16 protein-coding genes are annotated in these 13,852 nt (G+C 63.1%); 8 read left to right on the forward strand and 8 right to left on the reverse strand.

Annotation, left to right across the window (positions count from 1 at the left end):
• Positions 1-18: 18 nt before the first annotated feature.
• Positions 19-954, reverse strand: a complete 936-nt coding sequence (locus tag GVL04_RS10815) for an N-acetylglucosamine kinase (RefSeq protein WP_159703806.1) — start codon at positions 952-954, stop codon at positions 19-21.
• A 41-nt stretch (positions 955-995) separates the two neighbouring features.
• Here GVL04_RS10815 and GVL04_RS10820 point away from each other — a divergent pair, with 41 nt between their 5' ends.
• The gene (locus GVL04_RS10820) at positions 996-2,039 is read left to right on the forward strand and encodes a nitronate monooxygenase (RefSeq protein ID WP_200846814.1); all 1,044 of its coding nucleotides are present in this window, start codon (positions 996-998) and stop codon (positions 2,037-2,039) included.
• Here the strand turns inward: GVL04_RS10820 and GVL04_RS10825 are convergent.
• Positions 2,014-2,994 carry a LysR family transcriptional regulator gene (locus tag GVL04_RS10825; protein WP_159703812.1) on the reverse strand — a complete coding sequence of 327 codons (981 nt, stop codon included), beginning with the start codon at positions 2,992-2,994 and terminating at the stop codon, positions 2,014-2,016. The genes GVL04_RS10820 and GVL04_RS10825 overlap by 26 nt on opposite strands.
• A 113-nt stretch (positions 2,995-3,107) precedes the next feature.
• On the opposite strand from GVL04_RS10825, the gene GVL04_RS10830 reads away from it, so the two are divergent.
• The 3 genes from GVL04_RS10830 to GVL04_RS10840 are packed head-to-tail and all read left to right on the forward strand — an operon-like array spanning position 3,108 to position 5,571.
• The gene (locus GVL04_RS10830; RefSeq protein ID WP_159703815.1) at positions 3,108-4,337 is read left to right on the forward strand and encodes an MFS transporter; all 1,230 of its coding nucleotides are present in this window, start codon (positions 3,108-3,110) and stop codon (positions 4,335-4,337) included.
• Positions 4,338-4,368: 31 nt separating this feature from the next.
• The gene (locus GVL04_RS10835; RefSeq protein ID WP_159703818.1) at positions 4,369-5,010 is read left to right on the forward strand and encodes a TMEM175 family protein; all 642 of its coding nucleotides are present in this window, start codon (positions 4,369-4,371) and stop codon (positions 5,008-5,010) included.
• A gap of 54 nt (positions 5,011-5,064) precedes the next feature.
• Positions 5,065-5,571, forward strand: coding sequence for an Lrp/AsnC family transcriptional regulator (locus tag GVL04_RS10840; protein WP_011775479.1), 507 nt, complete (start codon positions 5,065-5,067; stop codon positions 5,569-5,571).
• 8 nt (positions 5,572-5,579) lie between these two features.
• Here GVL04_RS10840 and GVL04_RS10845 read toward each other — a convergent pair whose 3' ends face one another.
• Positions 5,580-6,815: an MFS transporter gene (locus GVL04_RS10845; RefSeq protein WP_159703821.1), complete on the reverse strand. Its 1,236-nt coding sequence runs from the start codon at positions 6,813-6,815 to the stop codon at positions 5,580-5,582.
• A 172-nt stretch (positions 6,816-6,987) separates the two neighbouring features.
• On the opposite strand from GVL04_RS10845, the gene GVL04_RS10850 reads away from it, so the two are divergent.
• From GVL04_RS10850 to zapE, 4 genes are read left to right on the forward strand one after another with little or no spacing between them, the layout of a single operon-like run.
• Positions 6,988-7,503, forward strand: a complete 516-nt coding sequence (locus GVL04_RS10850; protein ID WP_200846818.1) for an Lrp/AsnC family transcriptional regulator — start codon at positions 6,988-6,990, stop codon at positions 7,501-7,503.
• A 19-nt stretch (positions 7,504-7,522) separates the two neighbouring features.
• Positions 7,523-7,948, forward strand: coding sequence for a DUF1761 domain-containing protein (locus GVL04_RS10855; RefSeq protein ID WP_159703824.1), 426 nt, complete (start codon positions 7,523-7,525; stop codon positions 7,946-7,948).
• A gap of 10 nt (positions 7,949-7,958) precedes the next feature.
• Positions 7,959-8,954, forward strand: a complete 996-nt coding sequence (corA, locus tag GVL04_RS10860; protein ID WP_159703827.1) for a magnesium/cobalt transporter CorA — start codon at positions 7,959-7,961, stop codon at positions 8,952-8,954.
• The gene (gene zapE / locus GVL04_RS10865) at positions 8,951-10,102 is read left to right on the forward strand and encodes a cell division protein ZapE (protein WP_235036245.1); all 1,152 of its coding nucleotides are present in this window, start codon (positions 8,951-8,953) and stop codon (positions 10,100-10,102) included. Before corA ends, zapE begins: the two co-directional genes overlap by 4 nt.
• Positions 10,103-10,144: 42 nt before the next feature.
• Here zapE and GVL04_RS10870 read toward each other — a convergent pair whose 3' ends face one another.
• From GVL04_RS10870 to GVL04_RS10890, 5 genes are all read right to left on the reverse strand, one after another.
• Positions 10,145-10,675 (reverse strand): ferritin, encoded by a 531-nt coding sequence (locus tag GVL04_RS10870; RefSeq protein ID WP_159703830.1) that lies wholly within the window; start codon positions 10,673-10,675, stop codon positions 10,145-10,147.
• Positions 10,676-10,729: 54 nt separating this feature from the next.
• Positions 10,730-11,101, reverse strand: coding sequence for a fluoride efflux transporter CrcB (gene crcB / locus GVL04_RS10875; protein WP_159703833.1), 372 nt, complete (start codon positions 11,099-11,101; stop codon positions 10,730-10,732).
• A complete protein-coding gene (locus GVL04_RS10880; protein ID WP_159703836.1) occupies positions 11,098-11,541 on the reverse strand; it encodes a CrcB family protein in 444 nt (147 codons plus the stop codon). The genes crcB and GVL04_RS10880 overlap by 4 nt, the downstream gene beginning before the upstream one ends.
• Positions 11,528-12,052 (reverse strand): universal stress protein, encoded by a 525-nt coding sequence (locus tag GVL04_RS10885; RefSeq protein WP_159703839.1) that lies wholly within the window; start codon positions 12,050-12,052, stop codon positions 11,528-11,530. The genes GVL04_RS10880 and GVL04_RS10885 overlap by 14 nt, the downstream gene beginning before the upstream one ends.
• Before the next feature lie 87 nt (positions 12,053-12,139).
• A complete protein-coding gene (locus GVL04_RS10890; protein ID WP_159703842.1) occupies positions 12,140-13,852 on the reverse strand; it encodes an AarF/ABC1/UbiB kinase family protein in 1,713 nt (570 codons plus the stop codon).

The following is a 13,852-nucleotide window of genomic DNA, read 5'->3' on the forward strand; positions in this document are numbered from 1 at the left end:
TTTAGCGGCGCTGCTCCACTAGGCCCGCTGCTCGGCTACCAAGCGCGGGACACCGAACACGGGATCCTGTTGAAGAATGCGTACATCAACGATGCCGTCTTCGGCCAGTTTCGCCTTGAACGCTTCCTGCAGCCGGGGCACGTTCATGCCAAGTCCGCTTCCCAGAATCACCGGCCCGTCCAGTCCCAACTGCCGAACGGCTTGCTCGGCGAGCTCAGCGAGGTCACGGCCCGCCTGTTCCACCAAAGCCTTGCTGGTTTCGTCACCGGCGTCGGCGGCTTCCACCACGAGGCGTGCTTGCTGGGCCCAGTAGCGACGACCAGTGTCCGGCGAGTGGAACAAGGCGATCAGCTTGCCGGGTTCCTCCACACCGACGGAGTCCAGCAGCGCAGCGCTAAGCCGGTCCGGCTCCAGGCCTTGGTTCATCCGGCGCAGGCTGTGCCGGACAGCTTCCCGCCCCAGCCAGTAGCCACTGCCTTCATCACCCAAAAGGTAGCCCCAGCCTCCTGCGCGGGCTTCCTCTCCGGCGTCGTTCTTTCCCCACGCCGCTGAGCCGGTTCCCGCAATGACGGCTACTCCCGTGCTGGCTCCACCGGCCGCCAGCAGCAACCGTGAGTCGTGAACCACCGTGATGCGGGCGCCGGGCGCATGGGGTGCGATCAGGTCGGCGAGCGCCTGGGCATCTTCGTCGGTGTCGATGCCTCCCGCACCGGCGTACACCTCATCGATCCGGCCGCCACCGATCTTGCCAAACAGTTCGGCGAGGTTCGCAGCAGCCTGCTCGCGGCTGACGTTTTGGACATTGGAGCTGCCTGCGCTCTCATCACGGACGGGCACGCCGTTTTCGAACCGCACGCCGCGGGTTTTCGTACCGCCGATGTCGAGCCCGATGACGGTGCCGCTCAAGGCTTCCGTGGGGGCTTGGGAATGCTGGGCAGAGTCAGGATTGTTCACCGTGAAAGACTAGCTTGGAGCGTCCGGAGGAGAAACCGCACATGTCCGAATCCCTGTTTGGCACACCGTTTATTGCAGCCCCCATGGCCGGGGGAACGTCGACGCCCGCATTGGTGCAGGCAGTTCATGATGGCGGCGGTCTGGGATTCCTCGCTGCCGGCTACAAAAGCCCGGAGTCAATGGTTGCCGAGATCACGGCCACCCGGTCCCTCAACATCCCCTTTGGTATGAACGTCTTTGTGCCCGACGCACGCCAGCTCGCGCCCAGCCTGGCTGCGCAGACGCGCCTTCAGGCCTACCGCGCAGAGTTGGAACCCGAGGCGGCGCGCTACGGGGTGACCCTGCCGCCGCTCCGCCTTGACGACGACGACGCGTGGCAGGAGAAGATCAATGTTTTACTGGCCGATCCCGTGGAGTTCGTCAGCTTCGCTTTTGGCCTCCCCGGGAAGCCGGTGGTGGCCGGGCTCCGCAAGGCCGGCACCACTGTCATCTGCAGCGTCACCAGTGTCCAGGAAGCCTTGGCTGCTGCCGAGGAGGGACCAGACGCCCTCGCCGTCCAGCACAGCTCTGCAGGCGCACACTCGGCCGCGTTCCTGCCGGGCGGTAAGGAACCAGCCGGAACCCCGGCAGCCCGGACGACGGCGGAACTGGTCGCCCAGGTGCGTGCCGCCGTCGGACTTCCACTGATCGCGGCAGGTGCCATCATGGATGGCCCAGGGTTGCGTGAGGTGCTGGACGCCGGAGCATCAGCCGCGCAAATCGGGACCGCCTTGGTTCGCACCCACGAAAGCGGCGCCCGGCAGCTGCATAAGGACGCATTGGGTGATCCCGCCTTTACTGAAACGGCAATGACCCGCGCCTTCACCGGACGTTGGGCCCGATCGCTGGTCAACGCCTTCGTCCGCGACCATCAGGATGCTCCGGAAGGCTACCCTGCCATCCATCACCTCACGGCACCGGTACGGGCAGCCTCGTCTGCGGCCGGTGATCCGCAGCGCCTGAATCTGTGGGCGGGTGCCGGCTGGCGGTCGGCCCGTGAGGGATCGGCGAAAGACGTGGTCAGGGAGTACCTGAGCGGGCACTGACAAGTTCGGCGAGCAACGCTCCGCCCTCCGAGGTGACAAGTTCGCGGAAGAGCCGAACGGCGTCGGGTTCGAAGCTTCGCTCCCGCCAGGCGATACCAATCTGGCGGAACGCCAGCTCGGACTCAATGGCCACTTCGACGAGCCCGAGTTCGGCCTTCGGAAGAAACTGGCCGGTACCTGAGCCGGGACCCGCAGGCGGAAGGATGCTGAACCCGAGGCCGGCGGAAACCAGGCCCCTGGCGGAGGTGGACTCCTGGACTTCGAAGGCAATCCTCGGGCGGAAGCCCGCTTCGCGAAGGAGTGCTTCGCCCAAGGCCCGCAGCCCAACACCGGCTGGAAGTGTCACATAGGGATCGTGCCGCAGTTCTGAGAGATGCAGGCTGGACCGCCCCGCCAAGGGATGCCGGTAATGCAGGACCACCCTGAGCGGTTCGCGGTAGAGCGGCAGAGAGTGGATGCCCCTGCCTTCGGGTGCGATCGGCGCAATCAGTGCAAAGTCCATATCGCCGCTGGCCAACTGTTGCAGGCAGTCGTCGCGGGGACCCTGCCACAGGTCGAAGACCGTATGGGGGTGGCGGCCGCGAAACGCGCTGATGAGCAGAGGAAGAGTCGCTTCGCCGAATGTGTGTTGGAAGGAAACTCCGATGCGTCCCCTCACCACGTCAGACTCATGCCTGACCCTGTCCAGCCCGGCCTGGAAATTCTCCAGTGCTGCTTCGATGTAGGGCAGCAATGTTCTGGCCTCGGGGGTGAGCCGGATGCCGCGGCCATCGCGGATCAGCAGGTCGGCCCCCACGATGGCGCTGGCCCGGGCCACCGCCCGGCTGACGGTGGACTGGGGAACACCAAGGATCTCCGCGGTTTCCGTCATATGTTCCGTGCGGCCAAGTTCGGCCAGAACGGGAAGGAGCGGAAGGAGCTGGATGAGTTGCTGGTGGTAAGGTTCCACGGTCATCTCCAGTCAGCAGTGATCCCCCTGCATAGCTCTTACAATTCATGCTCTGATGCATCAATTCTAGATGATTCATGCATTGGAATGTGGTGTCTGGCGAGGCCTAGTCTTGCCGGGTGAGTAAAGCAATCGCCTTGGGCAGCACAGAAACATGGGACGGGCATGCCAAGGGGTCGCGAGGCTACAGCCGGGTGCTCGCCGCTTTGGCGCTTGCGGGCGTTGCCACCTTTGCACAGCTGTATTCCACCCAGGCTGTCCTGCCCCTCATGGCCAGCGACCTCAACATCACAGCAGCCGAGGCCGCCCTTAGTATCTCCCTCGCCACCGTGGGTCTCGCCATCACAGTCCTGCCGTGGTCGTTCGTGGCCGACAGGATTGGGCGGGTACGTGCCATGGCTATAGGCATCGCAGCCGCGACGCTCCTGGGGCTGCTGGTTCCGCTGGCCCCCACCGTGCCGCTGCTGCTGGGCATTCGAACCTTGGAAGGCATGGCCCTGGGCGGAATCCCAGCCATCGCCATCGCCTACCTCAATGAGGAAGTGACCAAGGTCCACACAGCCTTGGCGGCCGGGACGTACGTTGCCGGAACAACCTTGGGCGGGCTGGCCGGACGCCTGGTGGCCGGCCCAGTAGGCGAGCTCTGGGGCTGGCGGGCAGCAGCCTTGGCTGTCTCCCTGCTGGCCACCGTGTCCGCAGTCCTGTTCCTGGTCCTCGTTCCCAAGCAACGGCGTTTCAGCCCAGCCCCGGCAACGGGATTCCGCGGCGCCTTCCGTACCCTGAAAGGACACTCGAGCAATCCCAAGCTGGTATCGCTGTATTTGCAGGCCTTCCTCCTCATGGGCGGCTTCGTGGCGGTGTACAACTACCTGGGCTTTCGTTTGCATGCGGAACCCTTCGGACTTCCCGCCACGGTTGTCAGCCTCATCTTCCTTGCCTACTTGTCCGGAACCGTCAGCTCACGCTGGGCTGCGGGGCTGACCACGAGGTTTGGCAGGCGCAACGTCCTGGTGGCCGGGATCGCCGTCATGTCCGCAGGCCTGGCGTTGACATTGGTGGAGAACCTGGCAGCCACCCTGGCCGGGCTTGTTATCTTCACAGGCGGCTTCTTTGCAGCCCACAGTGTGGGTTCGGGCTGGACCGGAGCAATCGCTACTACGGGCCGTGCACAGGCAGCGTCCCTGTACAACCTGTCCTACTACCTGGGTTCGAGCCTTATTGGCTGGGCCGGCGGCTTGGCGTTCCAGGCGTTTGGCTGGCCTGCGTTGGCTTTGAGCGTCATCGTCCTCTCATGCACGACGGCGGCCGTCACCTTGATAGTGCACCGAAGGCCCCAACACCTCGGCTGATTTCAACGGACCTGCCCCTACAATCAGAGGCATGACACAGGTCACGAAACCCCGGGAACTGTCGTCACCGGAGCGTTTGCAGGCGTTTACGGATGCCGTGGTGGCGATTGCTTTGACGTTGTTGATCCTTCCGCTGATGGAGAGCGTGGGTGAGCTGGCGGACCACGATGGCACGACGGCCGAATGGTTGTCCGAGGAGCAGTACGCCTTACTCGGCTTCGTCCTTAGCTTTGTCCTTATTGCCGTGTTCTGGATGCACCACCACCGGCTCTTCAAGAAAGTCCGGCACGTCGACTCCGGACTGTTGTGGTTGACGGTTGCTTGGATGTTTACGATCGTGGTGATGCCCGTAGCTACATCACTGTCCACCCAGATGAAGTCCGACTGGGCCCAGCCCCTTGTCTACATCGGAACGCTGTTCGCTACCAGCCTCATGCTCCTTCTGGCGCGCGTCTATCTGCGGTCCCACCCGGATCTGCACGACATGGATGCCGCTGAAATGACGTCAGGGATCCGGGCAGGCGCCATCGTTTCCGGGCTCTTCCTTGCGGCTCTTGTCATTGCCCTGGCCCTTCCGAACGCCGGCAACCTTCCCCTGTTGCTGATGCTTCTCAGCGAACCCCTCCAACGCCTGGCCAACCGACGAGACCGGCGGACCCTCCCTCAACGATAGTCACCTGAAGAATTCACCGATTAGGATGGATGAAAGGCAATTTCAGGAGGATCCGTGAGCAACCCCACGAAGAATGTTCGGTCAAGCACCGGCAGCGCAGAGCCGCTGGACGCGATCGATGAACGAATCCTCGCAGCGTTGGTGGACGACGCCCGTATCTCCAACAAGCAGTTGGCGGAGCTGGTGGGTATCGCCCCTTCCACGGCCCTGATGCGGACCAGAGCGCTCTCCGAACGGGGAATCATCGAAGGCTTTGAAGCTGTCTTGAGCCTGCCGGCCATCGGCCGTTCGGTACAGGCCCTCATCGCCGTCCGCCTTCGTGCCCACGACCGCGACCAGATCGACCGCTTTACTGCCCGCGTCCCCAAGCTGCCTGCGGTCATCTCCACTTTCCACACCACCGGCTCCGTGGACTACCTCCTCCACATTGCGGTAGCCAACACCGACGACCTCCGCAACTGGCTCCTGGACAACCTCGCCACGGACCCTGTGGTCGGACACACGGAAACCACCATGGTCTTCCAGCACATTCCCGGCAACCGTGGACCTCTGCCCGAATAAGGCCGGATTCAGGAACGCAATACGCTCCGGAGTGAGACGGCCGCAAGGGTCAGCGCGGCCACGCCGCACAGAACAGTGAAACCCACGACGGCGGCCTGCAGGCCGAGTGCCGAGACAGCAAGTCCCAGTCCGATCACCGGAACGGCGCTTCCCAAGTAGGTGATGACGTAGACGGTGCTGATGACCTGTGCGTGGCGCGCGGCCTCAACCCTGCCGGCAACTTCATTGAAGACTTTCCGGAATGCAAGGCCCTGGCCCACGCCCGCGGTGATGCTTGCAGCCACCAGCAGCCAAGGGCTTGACCATGCGGCCGCTGCTCCGATGAGAACCACGGAGCAGCCCAGAACCACCAACGCCAGGGGAACAACAAAGCGTCCGCGTGTGCCCAACAGCTGGCTCAGCGCGGAGGCACCCAAAGTGACCCCTGCAAGCAAGCCAATGAGGGGCCTCGAATCGGCGTGCACCACGCTGGCGAAGTAGCCCGGCGCCAAGGACAGGCAGAAGCCGAAGACTGCGAAGCTCAGGAATCCCGTGGCCGCTGCCATCCAGAATGCTCCACGGGCGTCACGCGAGATGGACGGCCTCCGCGGGGCGAGGACTTTCAGGGGCTTCGGTCCTGCCGCGGGTGCAATGGCTGGCCGTGCTTTCAAAAGCCACAAGGGAACCAGCGCTGCAAGCAACACTGCCGAGTGAATGTAATAGGGAGTGCGCGTGGAGTCCGGCAAGAGTGACAAGAGGCCACCTATTGCGGGGCCTGCGGCCACGCCTCCGGCAGAGGACAGAAGGGTAAAGCGGGAGGCCCAGTCGGGGCGTTGGGGCAGCAATTCACGCAGGGCTGCGGCGCTGGCTCCTGTTGCAAGTCCAACTGCTACTCCTTGGAACGCCCGGCCCAAGGACAATGACACCAGGGTGTCCGCATTGGCGAAAATCACTCCGCCCACCAATCCAACCAGGACCGCCAGCACCAGCGCCGCGCGGCGTCCGATGTGGTCTGACCAGTGGCCTGCCACCATGAGGACTCCTACCAGGGCAAGCACGTAGCTTGAGAAGGCTACCGTCACGTCAAGCGAGGACAGGCCAAGCCTGGACTGGAGGAGAGGGTACAAGGGCGTGGCCAGGTTGGCGCCAACCAGGAGCGTAAAGATCACAACCCCGGTCAGGACCAGCCGGGCGGTGGTGGAGGCATCCCATCCCCAGCGTTCGGCGGTGGCCGGACGCATGCGGAGTTCGCTCAAGACAGTCATTTCCATGCCTTCGGGCTCGTTCGCCGGCTGTGGTTTTCCTTGTGGGAAGTGCAATCCGACTAAGTATTGATGGCAATAGAATGCAATAGCGCTGATCTCAAAGAGCTGCAAAAGTGCAAGGATTGAGCAAAATAATCAAAGTAGTACGAGCCAAGTGAGCTGGAGTGACCATTTGAACACCCTTGACCCCATGGACCTGAAGATCCTTCTTGAACTCATCAGGGATCCCCGCATCCAGATCGCTGAGTTGAGCGACGCCCTGGGCATAGCCCGCAATACGGCCCAGAGCCGGGTGAAGCGCCTCCTTCGGACCGGAGTGCTGCAGGCTGCAGGCCGGGAAGTTGACCTCGAAAAGGTGGGGTACGACGTCGTGGCCTTTGTCACGATTGAAGTCACCCACCGGGAACTCGACGGCGTCATTGGCGCCTTGCGTCTGATCCCCCAAGTCCTGGAAGTCCACGAGATATCAGGCCGCGGCGATCTGTGGTGCCGGGTGGTCGCAACGGACACACACAACCTGCAGTCGGCGTTGCGCTCGGTGCTGCGCACCAAGGGTGTCATCCGAACGGAAACCGTCCTGGCCCTGCATACGCATATCCCGTACCGCACTGAGCCGCTTATCGAACGGATGTCTGCAGCACCAACACGCCCAAGGCAGGAGAGCCAGAGCACCGGCCCCCAGGCCTGAACGGACTAGGATTTCAGGCATGGATTGGCTCTCACACATCTCCCAGATCAACTGGCTCGCTGTTCTTCTGGCCTTCGTTTCAAGCATGGTCATTGGGTTCGTCTGGTACATGCCGGCCGTCCTTGGCCGCAGGTGGATGCAGGCGATCGGCAAGACCGAAGACGACCTCAAAAACATCGAAGGTGGCGCCGGCATCTGGGTTCCCATGATGGTGGCCGCGGCCTTGACCAGCATTCTCCTGGCTGTGCTTATCAGCGCGCTGGAGCTCAACACTTTCTGGGCCGGCGGTTTCTTCGCGCTGATCGCAGCCTTGGTATTCCGCGCCGGCGGCCATGTCATTCACAACGGCTTCGCCGGGCGCCCCTCCGCAGTGACCGTGATCGATTCCGGCCACGACCTCGTGGCCATGACCGTTGCGGGCGCCATCATCGGAGCCATGCAGTAGCGTTCACCCAGTGACCATCATCGACAACGCCGTATATGTAGACGGTGTCCGCACAGCCACCCCGCACAGCCTCGAGCAAACATTCGAAACATTGGCGGAACACGGTGGCATGGCCTGGATCGGCCTGTATCGGCCCACGAAGGACGAGATGGCCGCCGTCGCCCAGGAATTCGACCTCCACGAGCTCGCCGTTGAGGACGCTGTTTCTGCACACCAGCGGCCCAAGCTCGAACGGTACGACCACAACCTGTTCACTGTTCTCCGCCCGGCCAGATACCTCGACGAAACCGAGACAGTGGAGTTCGGCGAACTTCACATCTTCACCGGACCAAACTTCGTCGTGACGATTCGGCATGCTGAAACCGGTGGAGTCGCCCGGGTCCGCCACCGGCTTGAGACGCGTCCGGACCTGCTCTGCCATGGACCTGAAGCCGTGCTCTACGCCCTCCTGGACCAAGTAGTGGACGACTACGCGCCTGTGGTGGCAGGTCTTGAGAACGACATCGACGAAATCGAAGACCAGCTTTTCAGCGGCGATAGCACGGTGTCGCGTCGCATCTACGAGCTCGCCCGCGAAGTGATCCAGTTCCAGCGGGCCATCCAGCCGCTCCCGGACATGATGGCGCTGCTGGAAAAGGGCTTCGAAAAGTATGGCGTGGACATCGAGCTGCAGCGTTCCCTCCGCGACGTCGAGGATCACGTTCAGCGCGTCATCTCGCGGGTGAACTCGTTCAGGGATCTGTTGCAGAACGCCCTCACTTTGGACGGCACGCTGACCGCGAACCGACAGAACGAAGCCAGCGCCGCGCAGAACGAACAGGTCAAGAAGATCTCCTCCTGGGCTGCCATCCTCTTTGCGCCTTCCTTCGTGGCAGGCGTGTACGGCATGAACTTCGACCATATGCCCGAGCTGCATTGGGACTTCGGCTATCCTCTGGCGGTGGGACTCATGGTCGGTGCCGCACTGCTCATGTACGCCATCTTCAAGCGCAAAGGCTGGCTGTGACGCCTCTCTTGAGGCCTGCTCCGCGGACAGCGCGGGACATCGCCGGGACTTTGGTGGCGGCCATGGAGCACGACGCCGGGCGGTCGGGTTTCGAGCTTGAGCCCAGCCAACGGAAAGCAGCTGAGCGCTTGGCGGCCTTCGCCACCCAAGTGACCGGCCGCCGTCGTGCACTCTCAAAGAGGGCGCCTCGAAGCCTGTACCTCCACGGACCGGTGGGCCGCGGAAAGACCTGGCTGATGGATAGCTTCTACGGACGGCTGGAGGCACGGAAGAGGCGTGTCCATTTCCACGACTTCTTCCGCACGCTCCACTCTGGAACACACAGCTTCGAAGCCGGCAACGGAACGGCCATCCAGCAGTCGGTGGACTCTCTGCTGGATGACATCGATGTGCTCTTCTTCGATGAATTCCACGTCCATGACGTCGGCGATGGCATGTTCATTGCCCGGTTGTTGCGGTCCGCAGCCCAGCGCCGGATCCCCCTGGTGGTGACCTCGAACTACGCCCCGGACGACCTCCTGCCCAATCCCCTCTGGCATGACCACTTCCTACCCACCATCGAAGCCATCAAGGAGATGATGGACATCGTGGAGATCAATGGTGCCTCGGATTTCCGCCGCTTTCCCGCCGCCGGATCCGGTCCGGCCACAGGATTTGAGGCGTTCCGCGCCGGTCGCATCATCTCCCCCGGCACATCCCGGCAGCTGGGGCGCCTTGGCCTCTTCCGGCCCCAGCCCTCCCAAAGCCGCATCCTGAGCCCCACCACCCAGCCAGTACTTGTCAAAAACTCAGACGCCGACTTGCTCTGGGTCGGTTTTGAGGAGCTTTGCGGCGGGCTGACGTCAACATCGGACTTCCTGGTATTGGCCGATACGTACAAGACGTGGGTCATTGACGACGTTCCTTCGCCGGAAGATGATGATTCGGCATCCGCACCCGCATGGCAGCGGTTCAGCAATGTGGTGGATGTTCTCCACGACCAGGACATCACGCTGTTACTGGTCGGTGCGGGGCCTCTGAACTGGGATATCGATGCGCCGGGCCGCGTCCTGCCCGTTGACTTGGCACGTATTGCGAGCCGCTTGTCCCTGCTGGAACGTTCAGACCCCGATGATGCCGCGTCAATGGAAGAGGCCGCCGGAAGCTGAGCTTCCGGCGGCCTCTCTGAAAACGTGGGCTGGGGTGGACGGCTAGATAACGCCGCCGGCCGCGGACGGAGCACTGGCATCGTTTCCGCCATCGCCTACAGTCTCGCGGGCGACATAGTTCTCGATGTCGAAGAGGTTCTCGGCACGCTCGGTGATGTTCAGCAGGGTGGTCATGGACGCGACCTCTTCAACCTGCTCCTTCAGGAACCAGAGCATGAACTGCTCGCCCAAGGCATCTCCCTCGGCGCGGGCAACGCGGAACATCTCCTCGATGTTTCGAGTGACTTCCTTTTCCTGTTCCAAGGCCAACGCGATGGGTTCCTTGGCGTTGGTGAAGTTGTTGCGCACCGGGGCGATACCGGGGATCTCAACGTGCACGTTGCGGTCCAGCATGTACTGGACCATCATCATGGCGTGGTTGCGCTCCTCAAGGGATTGACGGTAGAAGTGCCGGGCCAGCTGCGGCAAGTCCTCGCCGTCAAAGTACACAGCTACTGCGATGTATTGCTGGGAGGCCGCAAACTCATTGGCGACCTGGGCGGACAACAAATCATTGAAAGTCTTCTTAGCCATGGCTCGATCCTACAGGCGGGCAATGACACTTTTGAGGGTGAGGTTCGCCACAGCTCAAGGCACCAGAAGGCTGATACTTACGCCAGCCGCAGCGGCAAGCACGCTGAGTGCCATTGTGCCCAACCCATTGATGATTGCCAGGGCCGTGCGTCCGCTTTGAACAAGCCTGATGGTCTCCAGGCTTGCGGTGCTGAAGGTGGTGTAGCCGCCCAGGAAACCTGTACCGAGTACCAGCAGGAGGGATTCCGGCGCCTGGCCACGCATCACGAACCCTGCCAGTGCGCCCAGCAGCAGGGAGCCCGAAATGTTGATGGCAACGGTCCCCCAGGGGAATGCGGTGTTGAGGCGTGCCCGGATAAGTCCGTCCACCACAAACCGCACGGCCGCACCTACGCCGCCCGCCAAGGCAAGAAGGATGACCGTCACGATTGGCGTCCAGTAGCGCGCCTGTGATGCCGGGCCCCCAGCCAGATACCCGCAATGGTGGCACCAGCGCCGCCCAACAGGCTCGCGGCCAGATATCCCGCGGCAGCAGGAGCCGCTCCAGCGCTGAACAGGTGCACCGCATCCAAAGCCAGCGTGCTGTAGGTGGTGTATGCGCCAAGGAACCCCGTACCCAGCCCGAGCCGCAGCACCCGGCGATTGCCGGCGTCGGGACCCCTGCGGGAGAGGCCCTCAAGCAAAGCGCCCAAGGCAAGTGCGCCCGAAAGGTTGATAACCAAGGTGGGAAGTGGCCATGCTCCCGGCGCGGGGATGACCAGCCCCAGGCCGTACCGTGCGAGAGCCCCCAGCACACCACCCGCTGCCACGATGCCAATGAATCCCCAGTGGAGGTGGAGGGGGCTTTCGGCCTCAGTCGTCGTCATCGTCGATGGGTACCCGGGGGTTGACGGGAACAACCAATACCGGCAGGGCTTGGCGATGGAAGAGGTGGCGGGCCACGGATCCGGCCGTCAGTTCTTTGAGCGCTGCGGCCAATTTGTGCTCCCGCGTGCCCACCACGATCATGGACGCGCCTTTATCTTCGGCCTCCCGGGCCAAGGCACGGGCCGGTTCGCCGGCCAACTGGACCACGGACCATTCGATGCCGCTGCCGTCCAGTTGTGTGGCGATGGCCTGTCTCAGGGATTCGGGAATTTTGTAAGAATCGTCATCAACGCCGTCCGGATCAATGGGGGCAGCCGGGCCGCCCATGGTGCCGTCCACCGGGTACACCGTGACGTCGGCATACGCACAGACCAATGGCAGCCCGGCACTGGCGGCCACGTGGGCCGCTTGCTCAAGGACCACGGGGCGCTGCCCGGGCATGACGCCTACCAGGATGGGGCCGGACATGCCGCTGGAGGCCTCGTAATGCGGAACGGGGGTCTCTGTCACAGGGCAAGTCTACGATGCGGGGGTGGTCGTGAACCCTGCCTGCTGGATCCCGTTTCCTCAACCGTCCGCTTAGTCCAGAGCCGTTGCTCAGCGATGGCGCCGACCCGACCACAAGCCGTAGATCAACGGAACTACTGAAGCGATCATCAGCACGTTGCCAAGCGCGGGGTCATCCGCCCGCAGAATGGCTCCAGCGATCAGCAGCGCGCTGAAGATCAGCGCACCCACTGCCCGCCGCGCCGTGAGAATGAGCCGGGACATCTGCCGCTCCAGGCGCCGGTTGCCCACTTGGAGTGACCCTTCCTCGAATCGCGTGACCAGCCCGTCCAGCCTCTTGGGCAGGCGCAGGGCAATGGCGGCACCATCGAGCGCCTGGGATGCGACGTCGTTGATGAGGTTTCCCCGCTCGTCACGCAGAAGTTGTGCCGCGTACGGCTCCACGGAGTCCCACAGGTTGAAGCGGGGGTCCAGTGAGCTGCACACACCGGAGGTCAGGGACATGGCCCTGATGATGAGCAGGAAATTCTCCGGCAGCTGGAAGGGCAACGAGCGAATCACGCTGCCGAACTCAGTCCCGAATTCACGGAACTCCCGCGGATCAACGTCGCGAAGCTCCGCGAAACCCATTCCGCCGAAGCGCGCGAAGAGCTGCGTCATGGCCCGCTCCAGCTCAGTGGTGTCGGCCGACTGCATCAGTACCCCCACGTCGCTGATGGCGGTCACCAGCCCTTTGCCGTCCCGTGAGGCAGCAGCGATCAGGAGCTTGCGCAGCCCGCTGCGCGTCTTCACGGGAACTTCGCCCATCATGCCGAAGTCAATGAACGTGAGTTTCCAGGGATGCTCACTCGACGGATCGTTGGCCGGCGTGACGAAGATATTGCCGGGGTGGGGATCGGCATGGAAGAAACCGTTGGTGAACAACTGGTCAAACATCACCGAGGCGAAGACTGGAGCAACCTCGGCCGGGTCTATGCCGGCCAGGCGAAGCGACTCCGCGTCAGTGATCTTGATGGCCGTGACATCTTCGAGGGTCAGCACACGACGCGTTGTTCGTTCCCAGACCACAGCCGGGACAGTGACCCGCGGGTCATCGGCGAAGTCAGCGGCAAAACGTTCAGAATTGGCCGCCTCATTCAAGTAGTCGATTTCCTCCAAGCTCGTCTGCGCGAACTCCTTGATCAGGGCCGGCACGTCTGCCCGGCTTGAAACAATGCGGATGCGGCTGAGCCAGCCACCCACTTTCCGCAAGGCTGCCAGGTCGACGTCGACGATTTCGGCAATGCCAGGCCGCTGCACCTTGAAGACCACGCTGCTGAGCCCTGTGTCCTCGGCATTGCCGGCGAGGAGTTTTGCCCGGTGCGCTTGCCCGAGCGACGCTGCTGCAATGGGAGTCTGCTCGACCGAGGCGAACACCGCCTCCAGGGATGCACCGAGTTCGGCTTCGGCAAGCGTCCGGATGGCAGGAAAGGCAACGGGAGGAACTTCGTCTTGGAGCCCCTCCAGCTCCGCGGTGATTTCCGGTGGGAGCACATCCAGCCGGGACGACATGAACTGGCCCACCTTGATCATCAGGCCGCCGAGCTCCACTGCGAGGCCATGAAACCGCCGGGCAAAGCGCCGCATCCTGGTGGCCCGGTTACGTTCGGTCAGCCTCCGCAGGCCCACCCGTGGCAGGAACAGCTCAAACCACCACGTCATTGCCAGATGCCATGCGGCAAATCGCAGGATTCGGCGGTAGCGGACGCGGGGATCCCCGGTTCCCGGCATGGGATCTGCCCGCTCGCGCCGAACCGACGTCAC

It is taken from the genome of Arthrobacter sp. 18067 (assembly GCF_902706295.1).
In the GTDB taxonomy this organism is placed as follows: domain Bacteria; phylum Actinomycetota; class Actinomycetes; order Actinomycetales; family Micrococcaceae; genus Arthrobacter.

Coding starts and splice junctions, on each gene's coding strand:
- GVL04_RS10835 (WP_159703818.1), top strand. CDS start 4,369: ATGACACAGGTCACGAAACCCCGGGAACTGTCGTCACCGGAGCGTTTG.
- GVL04_RS10880 (WP_159703836.1), bottom strand. CDS start 11,541: ATGACGACGACTGAGGCCGAAAGCCCCCTCCACCTCCACTGGGGATTC.
- GVL04_RS10855 (WP_159703824.1), top strand. CDS start 7,523: ATGGATTGGCTCTCACACATCTCCCAGATCAACTGGCTCGCTGTTCTT.
- GVL04_RS10870 (WP_159703830.1), bottom strand. CDS start 10,675: ATGGCTAAGAAGACTTTCAATGATTTGTTGTCCGCCCAGGTCGCCAAT.
- GVL04_RS10825 (WP_159703812.1), bottom strand. CDS start 2,994: ATGACCGTGGAACCTTACCACCAGCAACTCATCCAGCTCCTTCCGCTC.
- GVL04_RS10845 (WP_159703821.1), bottom strand. CDS start 6,815: ATGACTGTCTTGAGCGAACTCCGCATGCGTCCGGCCACCGCCGAACGC.
- GVL04_RS10820 (WP_200846814.1), top strand. CDS start 996: ATGTCCGAATCCCTGTTTGGCACACCGTTTATTGCAGCCCCCATGGCC.